This window comes from Streptomyces sp. SID9727 (genome assembly GCF_010550605.1).
Taxonomy (GTDB): domain Bacteria; phylum Actinomycetota; class Actinomycetes; order Streptomycetales; family Streptomycetaceae; genus Streptomyces.
Genome location: NZ_JAAGNI010000043.1, coordinates 1 through 19,688, shown reverse-complemented (window position 1 = coordinate 19,688; position 19,688 = coordinate 1). Strand labels below are relative to the sequence as shown.

13 protein-coding genes and 1 riboswitch are annotated in these 19,688 nt (G+C 72.3%); of the genes, 6 read left to right on the top strand and 7 right to left on the bottom strand.

Annotated elements, in window-relative coordinates; translation table 11 throughout:
• Positions 1 to 16: 16 nt before the first annotated feature.
• The 3 genes from G3I41_RS02555 to G3I41_RS02545 form a co-directional block, all read right to left on the bottom strand.
• Complete coding sequence (locus G3I41_RS02555; protein ID WP_164398663.1) at positions 17 to 2,521, bottom strand: SpoIIE family protein phosphatase; 2,505 nt, start codon at positions 2,519 to 2,521, stop codon at positions 17 to 19.
• 141 nt (positions 2,522 to 2,662) lie between these two features.
• Positions 2,663 to 2,848 (bottom strand): antitoxin, encoded by a 186-nt coding sequence (locus G3I41_RS02550; RefSeq protein ID WP_164398662.1) that lies wholly within the window; start codon positions 2,846 to 2,848, stop codon positions 2,663 to 2,665.
• Between the two features lie 247 nt (positions 2,849 to 3,095).
• A complete protein-coding gene (locus tag G3I41_RS02545; protein WP_164398661.1) occupies positions 3,096 to 3,962 on the bottom strand; it encodes a LysM peptidoglycan-binding domain-containing protein in 867 nt (288 codons plus the stop codon).
• 3 nt (positions 3,963 to 3,965) lie between these two features.
• Positions 3,966 to 4,151, bottom strand: a riboswitch (cyclic di-AMP (ydaO/yuaA leader).
• A gap of 422 nt (positions 4,152 to 4,573) precedes the next feature.
• Between G3I41_RS02545 and G3I41_RS02540 the strand changes: the two genes are divergently transcribed.
• Genes G3I41_RS02540 through G3I41_RS02530 form a run of 3 tightly spaced genes read left to right on the top strand, consistent with a single transcriptional unit; the run spans position 4,574 to position 7,784 of the window.
• Positions 4,574 to 5,413 (top strand): 2,3-dihydro-2,3-dihydroxybenzoate dehydrogenase, encoded by an 840-nt coding sequence (locus G3I41_RS02540; RefSeq protein ID WP_164398660.1) that lies wholly within the window; start codon positions 4,574 to 4,576, stop codon positions 5,411 to 5,413.
• A 46-nt stretch (positions 5,414 to 5,459) separates the two neighbouring features.
• Positions 5,460 to 7,118, top strand: coding sequence for a (2,3-dihydroxybenzoyl)adenylate synthase (locus G3I41_RS02535; protein ID WP_164398659.1), 1,659 nt, complete (start codon positions 5,460 to 5,462; stop codon positions 7,116 to 7,118).
• Between the two features lie 33 nt (positions 7,119 to 7,151).
• Positions 7,152 to 7,784: an isochorismatase family protein gene (locus tag G3I41_RS02530; protein WP_164398658.1), complete on the top strand. Its 633-nt coding sequence runs from the start codon at positions 7,152 to 7,154 to the stop codon at positions 7,782 to 7,784.
• Positions 7,785 to 7,795: 11 nt separating this feature from the next.
• Here the strand turns inward: G3I41_RS02530 and G3I41_RS02525 are convergent, their stop codons facing one another.
• Entirely contained in the window at positions 7,796 to 8,257 is a 462-nt protein-coding gene (locus G3I41_RS02525) for a helix-turn-helix domain-containing protein (RefSeq protein WP_164398676.1), read from the bottom strand.
• Positions 8,258 to 8,424: 167 nt separating this feature from the next.
• Between G3I41_RS02525 and G3I41_RS02520 the strand changes: the two genes are divergently transcribed.
• The 3 genes from G3I41_RS02520 to G3I41_RS02510 all read left to right on the top strand — a co-directional run bounded on the left by G3I41_RS02520 (position 8,425) and on the right by G3I41_RS02510 (position 15,179).
• The gene (locus tag G3I41_RS02520) at positions 8,425 to 9,234 is read left to right on the top strand and encodes an alpha/beta hydrolase (RefSeq protein WP_164398657.1); all 810 of its coding nucleotides are present in this window, start codon (positions 8,425 to 8,427) and stop codon (positions 9,232 to 9,234) included.
• Between the two features lie 177 nt (positions 9,235 to 9,411).
• Entirely contained in the window at positions 9,412 to 11,622 is a 2,211-nt protein-coding gene (locus G3I41_RS02515; RefSeq protein ID WP_164398656.1) for an AAA family ATPase, read from the top strand.
• A gap of 278 nt (positions 11,623 to 11,900) precedes the next feature.
• The gene (locus G3I41_RS02510) at positions 11,901 to 15,179 is read left to right on the top strand and encodes a GH92 family glycosyl hydrolase (RefSeq protein ID WP_203600070.1); all 3,279 of its coding nucleotides are present in this window, start codon (positions 11,901 to 11,903) and stop codon (positions 15,177 to 15,179) included.
• Between the two features lie 57 nt (positions 15,180 to 15,236).
• Here G3I41_RS02510 and katG read toward each other — a convergent pair whose 3' ends face one another.
• The 3 genes from katG to G3I41_RS02495 all read right to left on the bottom strand — a co-directional run.
• On the bottom strand, positions 15,237 to 17,468 hold the full coding sequence (katG, locus tag G3I41_RS02505) for a catalase/peroxidase HPI (protein WP_164398655.1): 2,232 nt from the start codon (positions 17,466 to 17,468) through the stop codon (positions 15,237 to 15,239).
• 302 nt (positions 17,469 to 17,770) lie between these two features.
• Positions 17,771 to 18,391, bottom strand: coding sequence for a class I SAM-dependent methyltransferase (locus G3I41_RS02500; RefSeq protein WP_164398654.1), 621 nt, complete (start codon positions 18,389 to 18,391; stop codon positions 17,771 to 17,773).
• A 41-nt stretch (positions 18,392 to 18,432) separates the two neighbouring features.
• A partial coding sequence (locus G3I41_RS02495) for a PQQ-binding-like beta-propeller repeat protein (RefSeq protein ID WP_164398653.1) occupies positions 18,433 to 19,688 on the bottom strand: 1,256 nt, incomplete at its 5' end.

Sequence of the window (19,688 nt, the reverse complement as noted above, 5' to 3'; positions counted from 1 at the left end):
GGTGCCGAGGCTGTCGTCAGGCGTCCTCCCCCGTCCACCGGGCCGCGAGGAGCAACGCGATGTCGTCGGGCCGGTCCGCGGCCTGGCGGGCGCGGCGGATGACATGGTCGGCCGTGTCGGCGAGCGGGGCGGCGCCCCGGCCCGCGAGGGTGGAGCGCAGCCGCTCGACCCCGACGTCGATGTCGATGCCCGCCTGTTCGACCAGGCCGTCGGTGTACAGGGCGAGCGTGGCGCCGGGGTCGAGGTGCAGTTCGGTGACGGGGTAGGCGGCCTCGGCGTCGATGCCCAGGACGATGCCGCCGGGGAGTTCCATGACCTCGGCGGTGCCGTCGGGCCGGCGCAGAACGGGCTGGGGGTGCCCGGCGCGCACGGCGTGCGTCCGGCCGGTGGCCGGGTCCGTCACGATGTAGCAGCAGCTGGCGAACTGGCCGGTGTCCAGGTCGATGAGCAGGCGGTTGGTACCGCTCATCACCTCCTGCGGGTCGTGGCCGCTGAGCGCGAAGGCCCGTACGGCGCTGCGGAGCTGGCCCATGGTCGCGGCGGCGGCCACGCCGTGCCCCTGCACGTCCCCGATGACGAGGGCGAGGCGCCCGCGGGTCTCGATCACGTCGTACCAGTCGCCGCCGACGTCCATGCCCTGGGTGCCGGCGAGGTAGCGGCCCTGGGTGTCGATGCCGCGGACGGCGGGCAGCCGGTGCGGCAGCAGGGCGTCCTGGAGGCCGCGGGCGAGGGCGGCCTCGGTGTCGTAGCGCTGGGCCCGCTGGAGGGCCTGGGCGATGAGGCCGGCCAGGGCGGTCAGGACCGTGCGCTCCTCGGGGCTGAAGCCGCGTGGCTGGTCGAAGCCGAGGATGCAGGAGCCGACGAGCCGCCCGGAGGCGATGAGCGGGAGGAAGGCACGGGCGCCGACATCGGTTTCCATGGGGATGCCCGGGTAGGCGGCGGCCAGGCGCTGCATCGACTCGAAGAAGAGGGGGCGCCCGGTGGTGAGCGTCTCCACGCCGGGGATGCGGGCGTCCAGGCCGACCGCGTCGAACCGGTCGAGGAAACCCGGTGGGAAGCCGGTCTCCCACTCCAGGTAGAGGTGGCCCTCCTTGAGCAGGTAGATCGCCAGTTGCCGGCCGCCGAAGGCCGGAAGCAGCTCCTCGGTGACCACGCGGGAGACCTGCCGGGCGGTGACGGCCTCGGTGAGCGCGATGGCGAGGGCGACCGGCCGGTAGAGGGCGGCGGACCGGTCGGCCGGTGAGCCGAGCCCCAGTCCGGGCGTGACGACGGAGTCCGGGGCGTAGGCGGGCTTCTCGGCGGGCGTGAGGACGGCGGTCAGGCCGTCCTGCCCCGGGTACAGGGAGACGGAGAGCCAGGGCGGCGGGTCGCGGCGGGCGAGGAAGTGGACCGGGGCGTCGGAGATCATCGCGGCCCGGTAGTGGTCCTCGTACGCCGGGTTGGCGAACCAGGGCAGCGCCTCCCAGAAGACCCGGCCGACCAGCGCGGCGCGGGGCCGGCCGAGCATGTCCTCGGCGAGCGGGTTGACGTAGGTGATCCGGCCGAAGCGGTCGAGCGAGAAGATGCCGCGCGGCAGCCGGTCGGCGGCCTCGGTGACGACCGGGCCGATGCCCAGGTCCACCAGGAAGCCGGTCAGGTGCCCGCCGGGCCCCTCGTCGTCCTGCCGGCGTCCGGAGACCTCCAGCAGGTGGGAGCGCCCGTCCGGGCCGCGCAGCCGCATCCGGCGGACGACGGGGCCGCCGGATCCCGCCGCCTGCCGGGCCAGCGCCCAGAGGCCGTGGACGTCCTCCGGTGCGAGCCGGGCGGCCAGGGCCCCGATGGTGCCGGGGAAGCGCCCGGTTCCGGTGCCGAGGATCGCCGACAGGTCGTCGTCCGCCTCGACGGCACCGGTGGCGAGGTTCCAGTCGAAGCGGCCGATGCGTACGGGCGGGGACGTCCTGGCGGGCAGCTGTACGGGGAGCGGTTCGCCCTCCCACTCCGGCCGGACGCCCGCCTCCGCGAGGGCGGCCAGCTGTGTGCCCAGGCCGCGGGCGATGTGCTGGAGCCGGTCCCGGTCGGCGGCGGACACCGGCTCGTCGCCGGTCGCGGCGCGCAGGACGACGAGGACGCCGACCGGCCGGCGGCGGCGCGGCACCGGCACGTACAGGGAGCCGAAGGGGAACGGCAGTCCGGCCATCAGCTGCGGGAAGCGCCGCATGGCGTCCTCCGCGTCGGAGAGGTAGACCGGGCTGCCGGTGCGGAACGCCTCGGCGACGGGGAACGGCCGGTTCACGTGCATCCGCCACCAGGGGCGGAACAGGGGGCCGGGGAGGCCCGCGAGCACGGCCAGCCGGAGCAGGCCGGGGGTGCGGGACGGGAGGTAGACCCCGCCGGCCCGGCCGCCGACCGCCTCGATGGCGTTCACGACGGACTGGGCGAGCGCCAGGGACAGGTCGTCCGGCGCCCAGCCGTCCTCGGGTCCTCCGGGCGGGCCGCCGCTCGGGCCGGAGGGCAGCCGCCCGGCCGCGCCGTGCCAGGTCACACAGTCAGGATGCCCCCGGGCGGCGGGGGCGGCACGTCGGAGGCGCGCCGGGCCCGCGCGGCCGACGGGGTGCGACGCGTGGGAGCGGTGGACGCCACGGCTGTGTGGCGTCCACCGCTCCCTCACGATCCGTGCGGGCGCTTACCGGCCCTCGCCCGGCGGTCGGTCGCCGAACTGGTCGTTCATCTTCTGCTGGGCCGAGTCGACCTGACCGCCGTACTTGCCGCCGGTCTTCTTGTCGACGTAGTCGCCGCCCTTTTCGACTCCCTGGCGGGCCTGGTCCGGATGCCCCTTGATCATGTCCTTGATCTTGTCGAGCATGCTCATGACTGACCTCCTAGAGACGCTGACCGTTCCAGCATCCACGCCCGGCCGCGCCCCCGCACTCCGGGACGGCCGGGCACGGCGGCCCCGCGTCGGCCGCCTCGCGCCCCCGTCCTCGACCGGAGCGGTGGTGAGCGGGCCGCGGGACGTCCGTCGCCGCCGGCCGGGCAGACCAAAGGGGTGGAAAGGAGCGCTTCCGCTTCTTTCCACCCCTGCTCACGCACTGCCCCGAGCACGGGGCAGGTGTGGATCAGTACGCGCCGAAGACGTTGTCCATCGAGCCGTACGTGGCGGCGGCGTAGTTGCACGCGGCCGTGATGTTGGCGACCGGGTCGTAGATGTCCATCGACGTACCGGGCACGTGGTAGGCGTCGAAGGTGGGCTGGATCACCTGGAGCAGGCCCTTGGAGGGCGTGCCGTTGACGGCGTTGATGTCCCAGTTGTTGATCGCCATCGGGTTGCCCGAGGACTCGCGCATGATGTTGCGGTAGATGCCGTCGTAGCTGCCGGGAATGCCCTGCTCGGCCATGACGGCCAGGGATTCCTTGATCCAGCCGTCGAGGTCGTCGGTGTACGCGACGGCCGCCTGGGTCTCGGCGGGCTTCTCGGCGGCGACCGGGACGACGGTGCGCTCGGAGCGGTCGGCACGGTCGGCGCTCTCGGCCCGGGGGGCGGTGTCACCGTTCTTCTCGGCGGTCTCCGCCTTGAATTCGCTCTTCTCCGCGGCCTTCGGGGCGGCGGCCTCGGACGCGGCGCCGATGGTGAGCTTCAGACCCGGGTGAATGAGGTCGGGGTTGCTGCCGACAGCACCGCGGTTGTCCTTGTACAGCCGCTCCCAGCCGCCGCTGAGGGAATACCCCTGGGCGATCTTGTAAAGCGAATCACCGGACACCACGGAATAGGTGGTGGACGCGGCCTTGCGCACGGCAATTTCCTTGCCGGCAGCGGAAGTCGAGGCCGAAGCCTTTTCGGCGACGACGGTCTTGGCGGGGGCGGCGGAGGCCGATCCGGCCGTGATCAGGGGGAGCGCGAGAACGGCTCCGCCCGCACTGACAGCGATGAAACCGCGGGTCAGGGACGCGGACTTGGCACGACGGTGCTTACCCGTGAAGGGCATGGGGTATTTCCTCTCCGTCGCCTGCGAGGTGAGCTGTCGGGTTCGGACTGGAGATGTCCGGTCGCGCATGGCGACTTCACCCCTAGCCGCTCCGGATTCCGGACCGGCGGCAAACCTTGGGTCCCCCGCTCCTGCCGTACGTGAGTGGTCGGGTTCCCGGACGGCGGCAGGATTCGGCGTTCCATCCGGATTGATGACGGGACCGTAAGCGAGAAACGACGGCCGGAACAAGCCCGGAATTGCTGATCACAATTGTTTTGCAAGATCAATCAAAGGAAATATTCATGATCGCCGGCGCCGGGGGCAGTCAAATTACTTGGCACGACTGGGAACCGGGCGATCGGATCCCGCGTCAGAAACGGCCGACGTGACGCTGCCCACTGGGCGCACAATATCCCTGTTCGTCCGTTTTGAGCGCTTCCGTCAGCATCAAAACCGTCTAGATCGCCCGTAATTGGCTATAAGCCCATGTACGCATAAAAAGGGCATAGCGTGCGGCACGGGCGGCCCAGGCACCGATTCCGGCCCCCTGGTCCGCGTGATCACTCTATGGTTAGGCTTACCTAAGTGTTGCCGTTCCCCGTTCACCGTCACAGGGAGATCCCAGGACCATGGCGCCGCATTCCGCCTCTTCTTCCCGCCGTCGCCCCGCCGCCCCCGCCGAGCGGGAACTCGCCGGCCGGCTGGCCCTCGTGACGGGAGCCGGGCGCGGCATAGGCGAGGCGGTCGTGCGGACCCTCGTCGCGCGCGGCTGCCGGGTCCTGGCGACCGACGCGGCCCCGGAGGGGGTCGACGCCCTCGCCCGGGAGCACGACGGGGACGTCGTCGCCCGGGCGCTGGACGTCACGGACGCCGCGGCCGTCGAGGCCCTGGTCGCCGAGGCCGAGGACACGCTCGGCGCCCTCGACATCACGGTCAACGTCGCCGGGATACTGCGTTGTTCACCGGTCACCGAGCTGACCGACGAGGACTGGCGGGCGACGTTCGCCGTCAACACCGACGGGGTGTTCCACGTCTCGCGGTCCGTCGGGCGCCGGATGGCGGACAGGGGCGCGGGCAGCATCGTCACCGTCGCGTCCAACGCCGCCGGCATCCCCCGTACGACCATGGCGGCGTACGCCGCGTCGAAGGCCGCGGCCGTCATGTTCACCAAGTGCCTCGGTCTGGAACTGGCCCCCCGGGGCGTCCGCTGCAACACCGTCTCGCCCGGCTCCACGCTCACCGACATGCAGCGCGGGATGTGGCCCGCCGATGAGGCCCACGACGACGGGCCCGCCGCGCAGCGCGTCATCGCCGGCGACCCGGCGAGCTACCGCACGGGCATCCCGCTCGGCCGGATCGCCGACCCGGCCGACATCGCCGAGGCGGTCGCCTTCCTCGTGTCCGACCGGGCCCGCCACATCACCCTGCACGACCTGTACGTCGACGGCGGCGCGACCCTGCGCGCCTGACCCGTCCGCCCGGCACCCCGCAAACGCCCCCTGGAGCCCTGGAACGATGACCGCCTCACCGTACGAAGACGCCCCGACCTGGCCCGCCGAGTTCGCCGCCCGTTACCGCGCGGCCGGGCACTGGCGCGGCGAGACCTTCACGAGCGTGCTGCGCGAACGGGCCGAGGCCCACGGCGACCGCGTCGCGCTGATCGACCCCGCACCCGAGCGCCGCGCCTGGACGTACCGGGAGCTGGACGAGCGCGCGGCCCGGCTGGCGGCCGGCTTCCGGGCGCGCGGAATAGCCAGGGGCGACCGGGTCGTCGTCCAGCTGCCCAACATCGCCGAGTTCGCCGAGGTCGTCTTCGCCCTCTTCCGCATCGGCGCGCTCCCCGTGTACGCGCTGCCCGCCCACCGTGAGACGGAGATCGGCTACTTCTGCTCCTTCGCCGAGGCTGTCGCCTACGTCATCCCGGACCAGCACGCGGGGTTCGACCACCGCGCGCTGGCCACCGCCGTACGGGAGCAGGCGCCCACCCTGAAGCACGTGTTCGTCGTCGGCGATCCGGGCGGGCACACCGCCCTGGCCGACGTGCCGTGCGACGCGGCCGGGGCGCCGGAGGACGGGCCCGAGCCGCACGACCTGGCCTTCCTCCAGCTGTCCGGCGGCACCACGGGGGTGCCCAAGCTCATCCCCCGTACGCACGACGACTACATCTACTCGCTGCGCGGCTCCAACGAGATCTGCGGCGTCGACGCGGACACCCGCTTCCTGGTGCTCCTGCCCGCCGCGCACAACTTCCCGATGAGCTCGCCCGGCTGGCTCGGCACGCTGTACGCGGGCGGCACCGTCGTCCTCTGCCCGCGACCCGATCCGGCCACGGCGTTCCCTGTCATCGAACGGGAACGCGTCACCATGACGGGCATGGTCCCGCCGCTCGCCCTGGTGTGGACGGACGCGGCCGCTTCGGCGGAGCAGGACCTGTCGAGCCTGGAGCTGATCCTCGTCGGCGGCGCCAAGTACAGCGAGACGGCGGCCCGGCGCCTCGAACCGGCGCTCGGCTGCCGGCTCATGCAGGTCTTCGGGATGGCCGAGGGACTCGTCAACTACACCCGGCTGGACGACGACTACGAGACGATCGTCGGCACCCAGGGCCGGCCGATCTCCGAGGACGACGAGATCCGCATCGTCGACGACGCCGGACAGGACGTCCCCGACGGGCGGTTCGGGCATCTGCTGACCCGGGGTCCGTACACGATCCGGGGCTACTGGCGCGCCCCCGAGCACAACAGGACCGCGTTCACCGAGGACGGCTTCTACCGCACGGGCGACATCGTGCGCCGCACCGCGAGCGGCCATCTGGTCGTGGAGGGACGGGCGAAGGACCAGATCAACCGGGGCGGCGAGAAGATCGCACCCGAGGAGGTCGAGAACATCATCCTGGCCCACCCGTCGGTGCACGACGTGTCGGTGGTCGGCGTGGCCGACCCGTATCTCGGTGAACGCACCCTGGCGTACGTCATTCTGCGCGAGGGCGCCGAACCGCCCGGGGCGCTCGCCGTGAAGCGGCACGTGCGCGCCCACGGAATCGCCGCGTACAAGGTGCCCGACCTCGTCGAGTTCGTGGACGTCTTCCCGCAGACGGGGATCGGCAAGATCAGCAAGAAGGGCCTGCGGACCGATGCGGCTCCCGCCTCCGCGTCAACTCCCCCCGCACAGAACTGAGACCGCTCCGCGCGGCACCGAAAGGCTGCTCCCATGGCACTTCCCGCCATCGCCCCCTATCCCCTGCCCGGCGCCGACGAGCTCCCGGCGAACCGGGTCGGCTGGACCGTCGACCCGGCGCGCGCCGTGCTGCTCGTCCACGACCTCCAGAACCACTTCCTGCGCGCGTACCGTTCCGGCGAGGAGCCGCTGACCGGCATGCTCGCGAACACCGCCCGCGTGATGGAGGCCGCCCGCCGGGCCGGGATACCCGTCGTGCACTCGGCGCAGCGCGGCGGCCAGAGCGCCGAGGAGCGCGGTCTCCAGCTGGACTTCTGGGGGCCGGGGATGGCGGACGACCCGGAGGCCCTCGCCTCGCCGGACGAGGTGGCACCCGCGCCGGGCGACACGGTGCTCACCAAGTGGAAGTACAGCGCCTTCGTGCGCACCGAGCTGGAATCCCTCATCCGCGACGGCGGCCGCGACCAACTGGTGATCACCGGCGTGTACGCGCACATCGGTGTGCTGATGAGCGCCGCGGACGCATGGATGCGCGACATCCAGGCCTTCGTGGTGGCCGACGCGGTCGCGGACTTCTCGCGCGAGGACCACGACATGGCGCTGCGCTGGGCGGCGGGCCGCTGCGCGGTCGTGACGACGACGGACGCGCTGCTGAAGGAGATCTGAGCGCCCGTACCTCACGTCCGGGGGTCCGCCGCGGCCTCCGGCGTGAGGTGCAGGGCGAGCACGTCCAACGCCGCGCCGATCCTGCGCATCGTCTCCGGGTCGTCGGTGCCCAGCGCAGCGCTCAACGCGTCGTCGATCCGGGCGGACCGCACCTCGGCCACCCGCTCCGACACCTCGGTGGCCGTACGGATCAACTGCCGCCTGCCATCGGCCGGATCGGGCGCGGACACGAACGAGCCGGTTTCCTTCAGCCGGGCCACGGCACCCGAGACCTGACTCTGCGGCAGGCCCGTGCGGGCGGCGATCTCGCTCACGGAGGTGTCCTGGTGCCCCAGGACGTCGCTCAGCACGACCAGGGCCGCCCGGGTGCCTCCGCGCTGCACGGCGCCGGCCGGGGCCGACGGCTCCGGGAGCGCCTGCTCACCGATCTTCATCAGGGTCCGTCCGAGCAGGAACAGCTGGACCGGGGTCATCGAGGTACTCATGGAGCGAACCCTATCCCCATCCATCACTACCGATGTATCGCTGGGAGATGCATCCTCCCTGATACATCTCTCTTGATGCATCTAAAACGATGGAGTAACGTCGGGGGCACCGCCGGCGCTCCCCGCGCCGGACACCTCACCGACCGGGAGACCCGATGTTCCTCGACACCGACGGCGCGACCCTGTACTACGAGGTCCGGGGCACCGGGCCGCTGCTGCTCATCGCGCAGAGCGGCGAGGGCGACGCCGGCCGGAGCACCGACCTGGCGAGCCACCTCGTCGACCGGTACACGGTGGTCTCCTACGACCGCCGGGGCCTGTCCCGCAGTACCCTCGCCGACCCGGCACAGGGCGTGACGATGGAGCAGCACGCCGACGACGTCCACCGGCTGCTGGCCCGGCTCACCGACGAGCCCGCCCTGATGCTCGGATGCAGCATGGGCGCCGCCATCGGGCTCCACCTCGCGGTGGCCCACCCCGGGCAGCTCCGCACCCTCGTGGCGCACGACCCGGTCTCCCCGTCCCTGCTGCCCGCCGGCCCGCGCACCGCGCACGCGGCGGAGCTCATCCATCTCCAGCAGGTCCACCGCGAGGGCGGACTGGGTGCCGCGCTCCCGGAGATCGCCCGGGTCCTCGGCATCGACCCGGCCCGCCAGGAGACCGAGCCGGACCTGACTCCGATGCCGCTCACCCCGGAGCGGGCCGCCAACTTCGGGTTCTTCATCGCGCGCGACTTCACAGCCGTCGTCGAGGCCGAACTCGACCAGGAGGCGCTGCGGACCTCGCCGGTACGCATCGTGCCCGCCGGCGGTGCCGTCACCTCACCGGACGTCTTCGTCGCGCAGTGCGCGCACCGGCTGGCCGACCTGGTGGGGCGGGAGACCGTCGCCTTCCCCGGCGGGCACAACGGCAACACCACCCATCCCCGCGCGTACGCCGCCCGGCTGCGCGAGGTCCTGGCGTAGACGCGGCACCGAGGCTCCCGGGACAACGAGAAATCCCCGGACCGCAATTGCGGCCCGGGGATTTGCTCACGTATATTGAGTGGTTCTGTGTGTCCACAGAAAAAGGCCCCTCGCGGGGCCAACAAGAATCACGATATCCGTCAGGGAGCTGTTTTGTCAACTCGGGAAAGCGCCGAATTGCAGAAGGAACAGGAATACATCGACCGGCTCCACCACCGTGTCGACGTTCTGCGCGGTGACGCCGCCGAGCAGGTCCAGGACGCCCTGACGCCGGTCGGCACCGGGCAGCAGGCCCGCCTCGAACGCGATGTCCTGGTCGCCGAGCGCTCCGGTCTGCTCGCCGCTCTGAACGCGGTGGACGGCTCGCTCTGTTTCGGCCGTATCGATCTCACGGACGGCGTCGCGCACCATATCGGCCGTATCGGAATCCGAGAGGACGACAGCGAGCACACGCCTTTGCTGATCGACTGGCGCGCCCCGGTCGCCCGCCCCTTCTATCTCGCCACCCATCACACCCCGATGGGTCTGCGCAGGCGCCGCCACCTCACGACCGAGGGGCGCACGGTCACCGAGCTGCACGACGAGATCCTGGACGTCGCGGACCAGGAGCGCACCGGTTTCGAGGACCCGAGCGGCGACACGGTCCTGCTCGCCGCGGTGAACTCGGCGCGCACCGGACGCATGGCGGACATCGTGCGGACCATCCAGGCGGAGCAGGACCGCATCATCCGGGCGCCGCACCGGGGCGTCCTGGTGGTCGAGGGCGGGCCCGGCACCGGCAAGACGGCCGTCGCCCTGCACCGGGCGGCTTTCCTGCTGTACGAGCAGCGGGAGCTGCTGGCCAAGCGGGCGGTCCTCATCGTGGGGCCGAACCCGGCCTTCCTCAGCTACATCGGCGAGGTGCTGCCCTCGCTCGGCGAGACCGGCGTCCTCCTCGCCACCCAGGCCGAGCTGTTCCCCGGCGTCCGGGCCCGCGGCACGGACACGCCCCGGGCCGCGGCCGTGAAGGGCGGCGCGCCCATGGCCGAGGCGCTGGCGCTCGCCGTGCGGGACCGGCAACTGCTGCCCGAGCCGGGCGCCCCGCTGATCGTCCCGCACGACGACGGCGACCTGGTCCTGGACTGGGAGATCGCCTACGAGGCCCGGCAGGCGGCCCGGGACACCCGGCTGCCGCACAACCTCGCCCGGCCGCACTTCGCGTTCCGGATCATCGACGCGCTGACCGCCCAGCTCACCGAGCGCATCGGCGCCGACCCGTACGGCGGGCCCAACTTCCTCGGCCCGGACGACATCGCCCAGCTCGGCAAGGCGGTCGCCGTCAGCCAGGAGGTGCACGCCGCGATCGGGGAGCTGTGGCCGGCCCTCACCCCCGAGGGCTTCCTCGCCGACTACCTGGCCGAGCCGGTGCACCTGCCGGAGGCGGACGCGGCGGCCATCCGGCGCGCGCCCGGCGCGGACGCCTGGACGCCGGCCGACGTGCCGCTGCTGGACGAGGCCGCGGAACTGCTCGGGGTGGACGACAGCGCCGAGCGGGCGGCGGCCGAGGCCGAGCGCCAGGAGCGGATCGCGTATGCCCAGGGCGTCCTCGAACTGTCCCGGGGCTCGGAGTCCTTCGAGTTCGAGGACGAGGAGTCGGAACTGCTCGCCGCCCACGACATCATCGACGCGGAGCGGATGGCGGAGCGCCAGGAGGAGGCCGACCACCGCAGTGCGGCGGAGCGGGCCGCCGCCGACCGGACGTGGGCGTTCGGGCACATCATCGTGGACGAGGCGCAGGAGCTGTCGCCGATGGCGTGGCGGCTGCTGATGCGGCGGTCCCCGACCCGGTCGATGACGCTGGTGGGCGACCCGGCGCAGACCTCGGAGGAGGCCGGGGTCGGCTCGTGGCGGGAGATCCTGGAGCCGTACGTGGGCGACCGGTACGAGCATGTGCGGCTCGCGGTCAACTACCGTACGCCGGCTGAGGTGATGGAGGTCGCGGCGAAGGTGCTGCGGGCCGTCGACCCCTCGTTCGAGCCTCCGGGCTCGGTGCGCTCCACGGGCGAGGCGCCCTGGGTGCGCGACGCGGGGGCGGATCTGGCGGGCGCGGTGGCACGGGCGGTCGGGGAGCTGACGCCCGCCGAGGGACGGCTCGCGGTGATCGCGCCGCGCGAGCTGCACGAGGAGATCGCGGCGCCGCTGGACGGCGTGACGCCCGGCGGCGAGCCGGATCTGACCCGGACCGTGGTGCTGCTGGGGCCCCGGCAGGCCAAGGGCCTCGAATTCGACCACGTCCTGGTGGTGGAGCCGGGCCGGTTCGGGACGAGCGACCTGTACGTGGCGCTGACCCGTGCCACGCAGCGGCTGGGCATCCTGCACCGGGAGGCGCTTCCGGCGTCCCTGCGCTGACGGAGCGACAACCGGATGCGCGGGCCGGGCTGTCGCGCGAGGGCGGCCCGGCCGGACGGATGGATTCCGGGGAGCCTTGACACCCCGGACCGGCAGGAGGAGCATCCTCACGTCGTTGACAACGTTGTCGGGACGACGCCGTTCCCTCGCGGTCACGGCGCCGGCCTCGCGCCGCGTTGACCGTCCGTCACATCAGAAGGGCAGGAACGGTGCCACAGACGCACACACGTCGTACGCACACCGCGATCCGGGCCGTGGGCTCCGTCACGGCCGCCGCCATGGCCGTGGCGGGGCTCGCGGTCGCCGTCCCGGCTTCGGCCGCGCCGGGCAGGGACCTCGTGAAGAACCCGGTCTCGTACGTCGATCCCCTGATCGGCACGTCCAACGCGGGCAACACCTACCCGGGTGCCGTGCAGCCGTTCGGCATGCTGGCGTGGAGCCCGCAGAACTCGCGGGGCAAGCAGGTCTCGACGCCCGCTCCCGGCGGCTACCAGTACGACGCGAAGAAGATCCGCGGCTTCAGTCTCACCCACCTCAACGGCGTGGGCTGCTCGGGTGCGAACGGCGACATCCCGATCATGCCGTACGTGGGTGACGTGGACTCCTCCCCCACCTCGGACACCACCGACGCGAAGTACGCGAGCGACTTCTCGCACGACGACGAGACGGCCACCCCCGGCTACTACAAGGTGGGCCTGGCGAGCGGTGCTTCGGCGGCGCTGACCACGACCGCCAGGACGGGGTCCGGGGAGTTCGGCTTCCCGGCGGACAAGCCCGCCAGCCTGCTCTTCCGCACCTCCAACTCGGAGACCGGCAGCACCGACGCCACCGTGCGGATCGACAAGGCCGCGCGGACGGTGACGGGTTCGGTCACGGCGGGCAACTTCTGCGGGCCGCAGAGCGCGAACAACCGCAAGGACCTCTACACGCTGTACTTCACCGCCCACTTCGACAAGCCCTTCGCGAAGACCGGCACCTGGAAGGACGGCACGCTCACCCCCGGCTCCACCTCCGCCTCCGGCGGTACGGGCTACAGCTCGTCCGGCAACGCCGTGGCGGGCAAGGGCTCCGGCGGGTACGTCACCTTCGCGGACGGCACCACGCAGGCCCGCGCCAAGGTGGCCGTCTCGTACGTCAGCGCCGCGAACGCCGAGGCCAACCTCCGTAAGGAGAACGGGCCCGGCAAGAGCTTCGACGCGGTGAAGCGGCAGGCCGCCGCGAACTGGAACAAGGCGCTGAAGGCCGTCGAGATCGGCGGTGGCACCGACACGCAGCGCACCGCCTTCTACACCGCGCTCTACCACTCCATGCTGGAGCCGACCCTCACCAGCGACGTGGACGGCCGCTACCTGGGCGCCGACCGCGAGCCGCACCGGCTCGCCAAGGGCCAGAAGGCGCAGTACGGCACCTTCTCCGGCTGGGACCAGTACCGGGCGCAGGTGCAGCTGATGGCCCTGCTCAATCCGAGGGCGGGCAGCGACTACGCGCAGTCCTTGTTCAACTACGCGAACCAGCGCGACGGCGAGTGGGACCGCTGGCTGCTGGAGAACGGCAAGACGAGCGTGATGTCGGGCGACCCGTCCGACGCGGCGCTCGCCGGGATCTACGCGTTCGGCGGCCGTGACTTCGACGTCAAGGGCGCGCTGAAGTCCCTGGTCACGGCGGCGACCGTGCCGACCGCCAACGACTCCGACAGCTCCGGCTGCAACGTCGAGTGCGTGGGCCAGCGCCCCGCCCTCGACAAGTACCTGGAGCTCGGTTACGTACCGGCGGACAACTGCCACTGCTGGGGCGGGGCGGCCGAGACGCTGGAGGACGCGGCGGCCGACTACGGTCTGTCCGAGCTGTCCCGGCGGCTGGGCAACAAGGCGGACGCGAAGAAGTTCCTCGACCGGTCCGGCAACTGGACCAACGTCTTCGACGCCAACGCCACCGAGCACGGCGGGTACATACGCGACCGGAAGTCCGACGGCAGCTGGGCCGGCACCTTCACGCCCGGCACCGGCACCGGGTTCGTGGAGGGCACCAGCGCCCGGTACACGTGGATGGTGTACTCCGACGTGGCGGGTCTCGCCGGTGCGATGGGCGGCAACGAGCGGGCCACGGAGCGGCTCGACGCGTTCTTCCGCACGCCGGACGGGACGTTCGACTTCTCGGCGAAGGACGCCACCCGTTACGACCCGACGAACGAGCCCGACATCAACGCGCCGTACCTGTACAACTACTTCGGCGCCCCGTACAAGACGCAGGAGACGGTCCGCGCGGAACTGGACCAGCTGTGGACCGACGGCCCCGGCGGGATCCCGGGCAACGACGACGCGGGGACCATGTCGTCCTGGTACGTCTTCTCCGCACTCGGCATGTACCCGCAGAACCCGAGCCGCGCCGATCTGACGCTGACCGCGCCGCTGTTCCCGCACGCGGTGGTGCACACCGGGCACGGCAAGAGGATCACCATCGAGGCGCCGGCCGCCTCGGCGGACCACACGTACATCCACGGACTGAAGGTGAACGGCCGTACGTCCACGAAGCCGTGGGTCGGTGACGCGCTCGTGGAGCACGGCGGGCGGCTGGACTTCACGCTCGGCACGACGCCCGACACCTCCTGGGGCGGCGCACCGGCCGACGCGCCGCCGTCCTTCCCCGGCGGCGGGCTGAAGTACTTCACGGGCGCCTCGCCCGACCAGCTGAAGGTCGAGCCGGGCGCCGAGGGCGCGCAGACCGTGGTCAAGGTGCAGAGCCTGCAGACGAAGGCCACCACCGTGCACTGGGAGGCCCAGGCGCCGGACGGGGTCACCGTGACCCCGGCGGAGGGCGACTTCACCGTCCCGGCGAGCGGCGCGGCGCAGGCGAAGCTCACCGTGTCGGCGGGGAAGGACACCGCCGAGGGCTACTACACGGTCCCGGTGACGCTGACCTCGTCGGCGGGCACGGAGCTGCCGAAGACGTCGGCGGCGGTGACGGTCGCGAAGAAGAACGGCCTGCTGTGGAACCGCAACAGCACCGGCATCTCGGCGGACGACAAGAATCCGCAGGCCAACTTCGACGGTGAGGGCTGGAGTTACTCGGCCGAGGCGCTGGCGGCGGCCGGTGCGAAGGCGGGCTCCACGGTCTCCTCGGGCGGCTTCGACTTCACCTGGCCGAAGGTGGAGGCCGGTGACCCGGACAACATCGAGGTGGCCGGTACGAGTCCCCAGGTGCTGAACGTCCCCTCCGACGAGGGTGACACGAAGCTGGCGTTCCTGGGCAGCGCGGCCGAGGGCAAGGCATCGGGCACGGTGACGCTCACGTACACGGACGGCTCCACGCAGCAGGCCGGGATCGGCTTCAGCGACTGGACGCTGGGCGGCGGCTCGCAGCAGCCGTCGTACGGGAACACGGTGGCGGTGCACACCGACTACCGCGACGTGCAGGGCGGCGGGAAGGACCCGGTGGGCACCGAGGTCTTCACGACCGCGCCGATCGCGCTCCAGGCCGGGAAGCGGCTCGCGTCCGTGACGCTGCCGGCCACCACGGACGGCGGGATCATCCACGTCTTCGCGGTGGCCACCGCCTGACGTCATCCGGACACACGTGAGGGCCGGCCCCGTGCGGGGCCGGCCCTCACGTCGTACTCAGACGAGGTCGAACCGGTCCAGGTTCATGACCTTGTCCCAGGCGGCGACGAAGTCGCGCACGAACTTCTCCTTGGCGTCGTCGCTCGCGTAGACCTCGGCGACGGCGCGCAGTTCGGAGTTCGAGCCGAAGACCAGGTCGGCGCGGGTGCCGGTCCAGCGGACCTCACCGGTGGCGGCGTCGCGGCCCTCGAAGGCGCTCTGGTCGTCGGCCGTCGACTTCCACGTCGTGCCCATGTCGAGCAGGTTGACGAAGAAGTCGTTGGTCAGGGTGCCCGGCGCGTCGGTGAACACGCCGTGCGAGGTCTGCTGGTGGTTGGCGTCCAGCACGCGCAGACCGCCGACGAGGACCGTCATCTCGGGCGCGCTCAGATTCAGCAGGTTCGCCCGGTCCAGCAGCAGGTACTCGGCGGGGAGCCGGTTGCCCTTGCCGAGGTAGTTGCGGAAGCCGTCCGCGACGGGCTCCAGCTCGACGAAGGACTCGACGTCGGTCTGGTCCTGCGAGGCGTCGACCCGTCCCGGGGTGAACGGCACCTCGATGTCCGTACCGGCGTCCTTGGCCGCCTTCTCGACCCCGGCGGCGCCCGCGAGGACGATCAGGTCGGCCAGCGAGACCTGCTTCCCGCCCCGCTGCTCCGCGTTGAAGGACTCCTGGACGGACTGGAGGGTACGCAGGACACCCGCCAGGCGGTCCGGGTCGTTGACCTCCCAGCCGCTCTGCGGTTCGAGGCGGATGCGCGCACCGTTGGCGCCGCCGCGCTTGTCGCTGCCGCGGAAGGACGAGGCGGAGGCCCAGGCGGTGGAGACCAGGTCGGAGACGGACAGGCCGGAGGCGAGGACCTTCTCCTTGAGCGCCGCGATGTCGGCGGCGTCGATCAGCTCGTGGGTGCGCTCGGGCAGCGGGTCCTGCCAGATCAGGGTCTCCTGCGGGACCTCGGGGCCGAGGTAGCGGACGACCGGGCCCATGTCGCGGTGGGTCAGCTTGAACCAGGCGCGGGCGAAGGCATCGGCGAACTCCTGCGGGTTCTCGTGGAAGCGCCGCGAGATCTGCTCGTACGCCGGGTCGAAGCGCAGCGACAGGTCGGTGGTGAGCATGGTCGGGGCGTGGCTCTTCGACGGGTCGTGCGCGTCGGGCACGGTGCCCGCGCCGGCACCGTCCTTCGGCCGCCACTGGTGGGCGCCCGCGGGGCTCTTGAAGAGCTCCCACTCGTAGCCGAAGAGGATGTTGAAGAAGCTGTTGTCCCAGCTGGTGGGGGTGTCCGTCCAGATGCCTTCGAGGCCGCTGGTGATGGTGTCGCCGCCCTTGCCGGTGCCGTACGAGCTCTCCCAGCCGAGGCCCTGGCGCTCCATCGGGGCCGCCTCGGGGTCGGGGCCGACGGCGTCGGCGGGACCGGCTCCGTGCGTCTTGCCGAAGGTGTGGCCGCCGGCGATGAGGGCGACGGTCTCCTCGTCGTTCATCGCCATCCGGCGGAACGTCTCGCGGATGTCGCGGGCCGCGGCGATCGGGTCCGGGTTGCCGTTGGGGCCCTCCGGGTTGACGTAGATGAGACCCATCTGCACGGCGCCGAGCGGGTTCTCCAGCTCGCGGTCGCCGGTGTAGCGCTCATCGCCGAGCCAGGTGGTCTCGGGGCCCCAGTACACGTCCTCGTCGGGCTCCCAGACGTCCGCGCGGCCGCCGCCGAAGCCGAAGGTCTCGAAGCCCATGGTTTCCAGGGCGACGTTGCCGGTGAGGACGAGGAGGTCGGCCCAGGAGATGTTCTTGCCGTACTTCTTCTTGACCGGCCACAGCAGGCGCCGCGCCTTGTCGAGGCTCGCGTTGTCCGGCCAGCTGTTGAGCGGGGCGAAGCGCTGCTGGCCGGCACCGGCGCCGCCGCGGCCGTCGCTGATGCGGTACGTGCCGGCGCTGTGCCAGGCCATCCGGACCATGAAGGGACCGTAGTTGCCGAAGTCGGCGGGCCACCAGTCCTGCGAGGTCGTCAGCACCTCGGCGATGTCCCGCTTGACGGCGGGCAGGTCCAGCGCGTTGAACGCCGCGGCGTAGTCGAAGTCCTCGCCGAGCGGGTTGGCCACGGCGGGGTTCTTGGCGAGAATCCGCACGTTGAGCCGCTCCGGCCACCACTGGCGGTTACCGCCGCCCTGGGTGGGGTGCGGCGCGCGACCGTGCGCGACGGGGCAGCCGCCGGCCTCCTCCGACTTGGGGTCGGTGACGATCGCGTCGTGGTTCTCAGTCATGGAATTCCTTCCGGACGGGGCGGATCTCGGTGCCCTGAGAATGTGGGGGCGGTGGCCTGACCGGTCTCGCCCGGAGGGCGTCCTGCCCTGGCTGGGCCGGAACCGATCCTACGATGGACCTAGTCCAAGTCAATACGAACACGCGATGGAATGATCAACGGCCGCCGTGTGCAGGCCCTCCGGGAACAGAGGTCCGGACCAGGGTCGGATCGTGAGTCCGCGGCTTCGGCCCAGGGCCTGCCTGACCTTCGCGTCGCCCGCCCCGGGGGACGATGCGGCGGGCGGGAATTGGCAGACCGGCCCTAGCGTTCGTCGTCGCCCCGCCGGTGCACGCTGACCGCGTAGCCGCCTCCGTCGTACGGGGCGGCGTCCCAGGTGGCGAAGCGGTCGACGGGGGTGAGCCCGGCGGCGGCGCAGTGGGCGTCGTACTCCGCGAGCGTGAGGCCGGGCGGTACGGGGAGATGGGCCGCATCCAGGCCGAACCCGGCGACCAGCAGACCGCCCGGGCGCAGCGCCCCGGCGAGGCGGGCGACGACGGTGGCCTCGGTGCCGGGGGCGAGCAGCGCCATCACGTTGCCCGCAGCGACGACGAGATCGAACCCCGGTTCGATGGAGAGCGACTCCGGGTCGAACGCGGCCAGGTCGGCGCGGTACCAGGGCAGACCGGGCGCCTGCTCGCGCGCGACGGCCAGCATCGAGGCGTCGACGTCCACCCCGGTGCAGTCGCAGCCGAGTTCCGCGAGCCGGATCGCGACCCGGCCCGTGCCGCAGCCGGCGTCCAGCACCCGTGCCCCGGCGGGCACCAGCGCGGCGCAGAACCGCGCCTCGCCGTGCATGTCCTTGCCGCTGCGGGCGAGGGCCTCGAAACGGGCGGCGTAGTCCTCGCCCGAGGAGTCTCCGGTCAGTTCGGTCCAGCGGTTCATGCGGGCCACTGTAGGCGGAGCGGGTGAGCCGGGGCGCCGGGTCAGCCCGTCGCCGGCGGGTGGCCCGTGTCGAAGGCGAAGACGGTGTTCCGGGCGGCCGTCACGATCACCGCGCGTCCGGCGACGGTCACGCGGGGGCTCGCGCCCACCTCGCCGGTCAGGCCGTCGGCACTCGGGTCCGTCGCCCACAGCACCGAGCCGTCCGACGGGGAGAGGGCGACCACGCGGCCGGTGGCGGAGCTGAAGAAGAGCGCGCCGTTCCCGGCCACGGGGCCCGAAGCGCCCTCCACACTGGTCTGCCGGGACCACTTCCTGCGACCCGTGGCGGGGTCGAACGCGGTGACGCGGCCGGTCTGCCCGCTCATGTACACGGTGCCGTCCGCCATGCCGGGCGTGCCCGCGTACGTGGTGGGCAGCGGGGCGTCCGCGACCTTCCCGGAGGCCGGGTCGACCTGTACCACCGCGTCGTACCCGGTGAGCGCCGGGCCCTCCAGGTGCTCCCTGAGCAGGACGAGCCGGCCGTCCGTGACGCCCACCGGCACGGCGGGGCCGTCGACCGCGACGGCCTCGCCCCGGGTACCGGAGGCCGGGTCGAGGGGGTACAGGGCCGGGTGGCGGACCGCCGAGGCGTCGAGCTCGGCGTCGGTCGCGCACATGGCGAGCAGCCGGGTGCCCACGGGGACGGGGGCGCACCGGGAGCCGGCGGGGAACGGCGCCGTCCAGGCGAGGTCGCCGGTGTGCGCGTCCCGGGCCTCCAGGGCGGTGTCGGACGCGTCGACGGTGATCACGTCGGTGCCGAGCACCACAGCGTCCCGGGTCCGGCCCGTGACGGCCGTCGACTGGGCGCCCGAGGGCGTGGACCACAGCTCCTTGCCGCTCTCGGCGTCGAGGGCGACCACCTCGTCGGAGGTGCCCCGCGGGTCGTCCTGGGCGGCGATCCGGTAGCCGAGCACGGTGTCGTCGGTGGCGCCCACCAGGTGCATGCCCTGGACGGGCACGCCCGGGCTCTTCGCCGTCCAAGTGCGTGAACCGTCCCGGAGGTCGATCCGGGCGGCGACGACCCCGCCGCCCCCGCAGAACACGGCGTCGGCGCGGGCGACGCACCGCAGTTCGTCCGGGATGTCCTCGCGCCCGCCCGGCACGGTCACGCGCCAGGGCGTGAAGCCGTCGGGCAGGGTGCCGACGGGCGCGGCGACCGTGCGGGCCTTGCCCTCGTCCGGCTCCTCGCCGAAGCCGCCCGCCTGGAGGACGGCGGCTCCCCCGCCGATCGCCGCCACGGCGACCGCCGCCGCGAGCA

Excerpts from the sequence above, each read along its gene's own strand:
- G3I41_RS02500 (WP_164398654.1), bottom strand. The coding sequence starts at position 18,391 with ATGAACCGCTGGACCGAACTGACCGGAGACTCCTCGGGCGAGGACTAC.
- G3I41_RS02550 (WP_164398662.1), bottom strand. The coding sequence starts at position 2,848 with ATGAGCATGCTCGACAAGATCAAGGACATGATCAAGGGGCATCCGGAC.
- G3I41_RS02525 (WP_164398676.1), bottom strand. The coding sequence starts at position 8,257 with ATGACCCCGGTCCAGCTGTTCCTGCTCGGACGGACCCTGATGAAGATC.
- G3I41_RS02535 (WP_164398659.1), top strand. The coding sequence starts at position 5,460 with ATGACCGCCTCACCGTACGAAGACGCCCCGACCTGGCCCGCCGAGTTC.
- G3I41_RS02510 (WP_203600070.1), top strand. The coding sequence starts at position 11,901 with ATGGCCGTGGCGGGGCTCGCGGTCGCCGTCCCGGCTTCGGCCGCGCCG.
- G3I41_RS02520 (WP_164398657.1), top strand. The coding sequence starts at position 8,425 with ATGTTCCTCGACACCGACGGCGCGACCCTGTACTACGAGGTCCGGGGC.
- G3I41_RS02540 (WP_164398660.1), top strand. The coding sequence starts at position 4,574 with ATGGCGCCGCATTCCGCCTCTTCTTCCCGCCGTCGCCCCGCCGCCCCC.
- G3I41_RS02530 (WP_164398658.1), top strand. The coding sequence starts at position 7,152 with ATGGCACTTCCCGCCATCGCCCCCTATCCCCTGCCCGGCGCCGACGAG.
- katG (WP_164398655.1), bottom strand. The coding sequence starts at position 17,468 with ATGACTGAGAACCACGACGCGATCGTCACCGACCCCAAGTCGGAGGAG.
- G3I41_RS02545 (WP_164398661.1), bottom strand. The coding sequence starts at position 3,962 with ATGCCCTTCACGGGTAAGCACCGTCGTGCCAAGTCCGCGTCCCTGACC.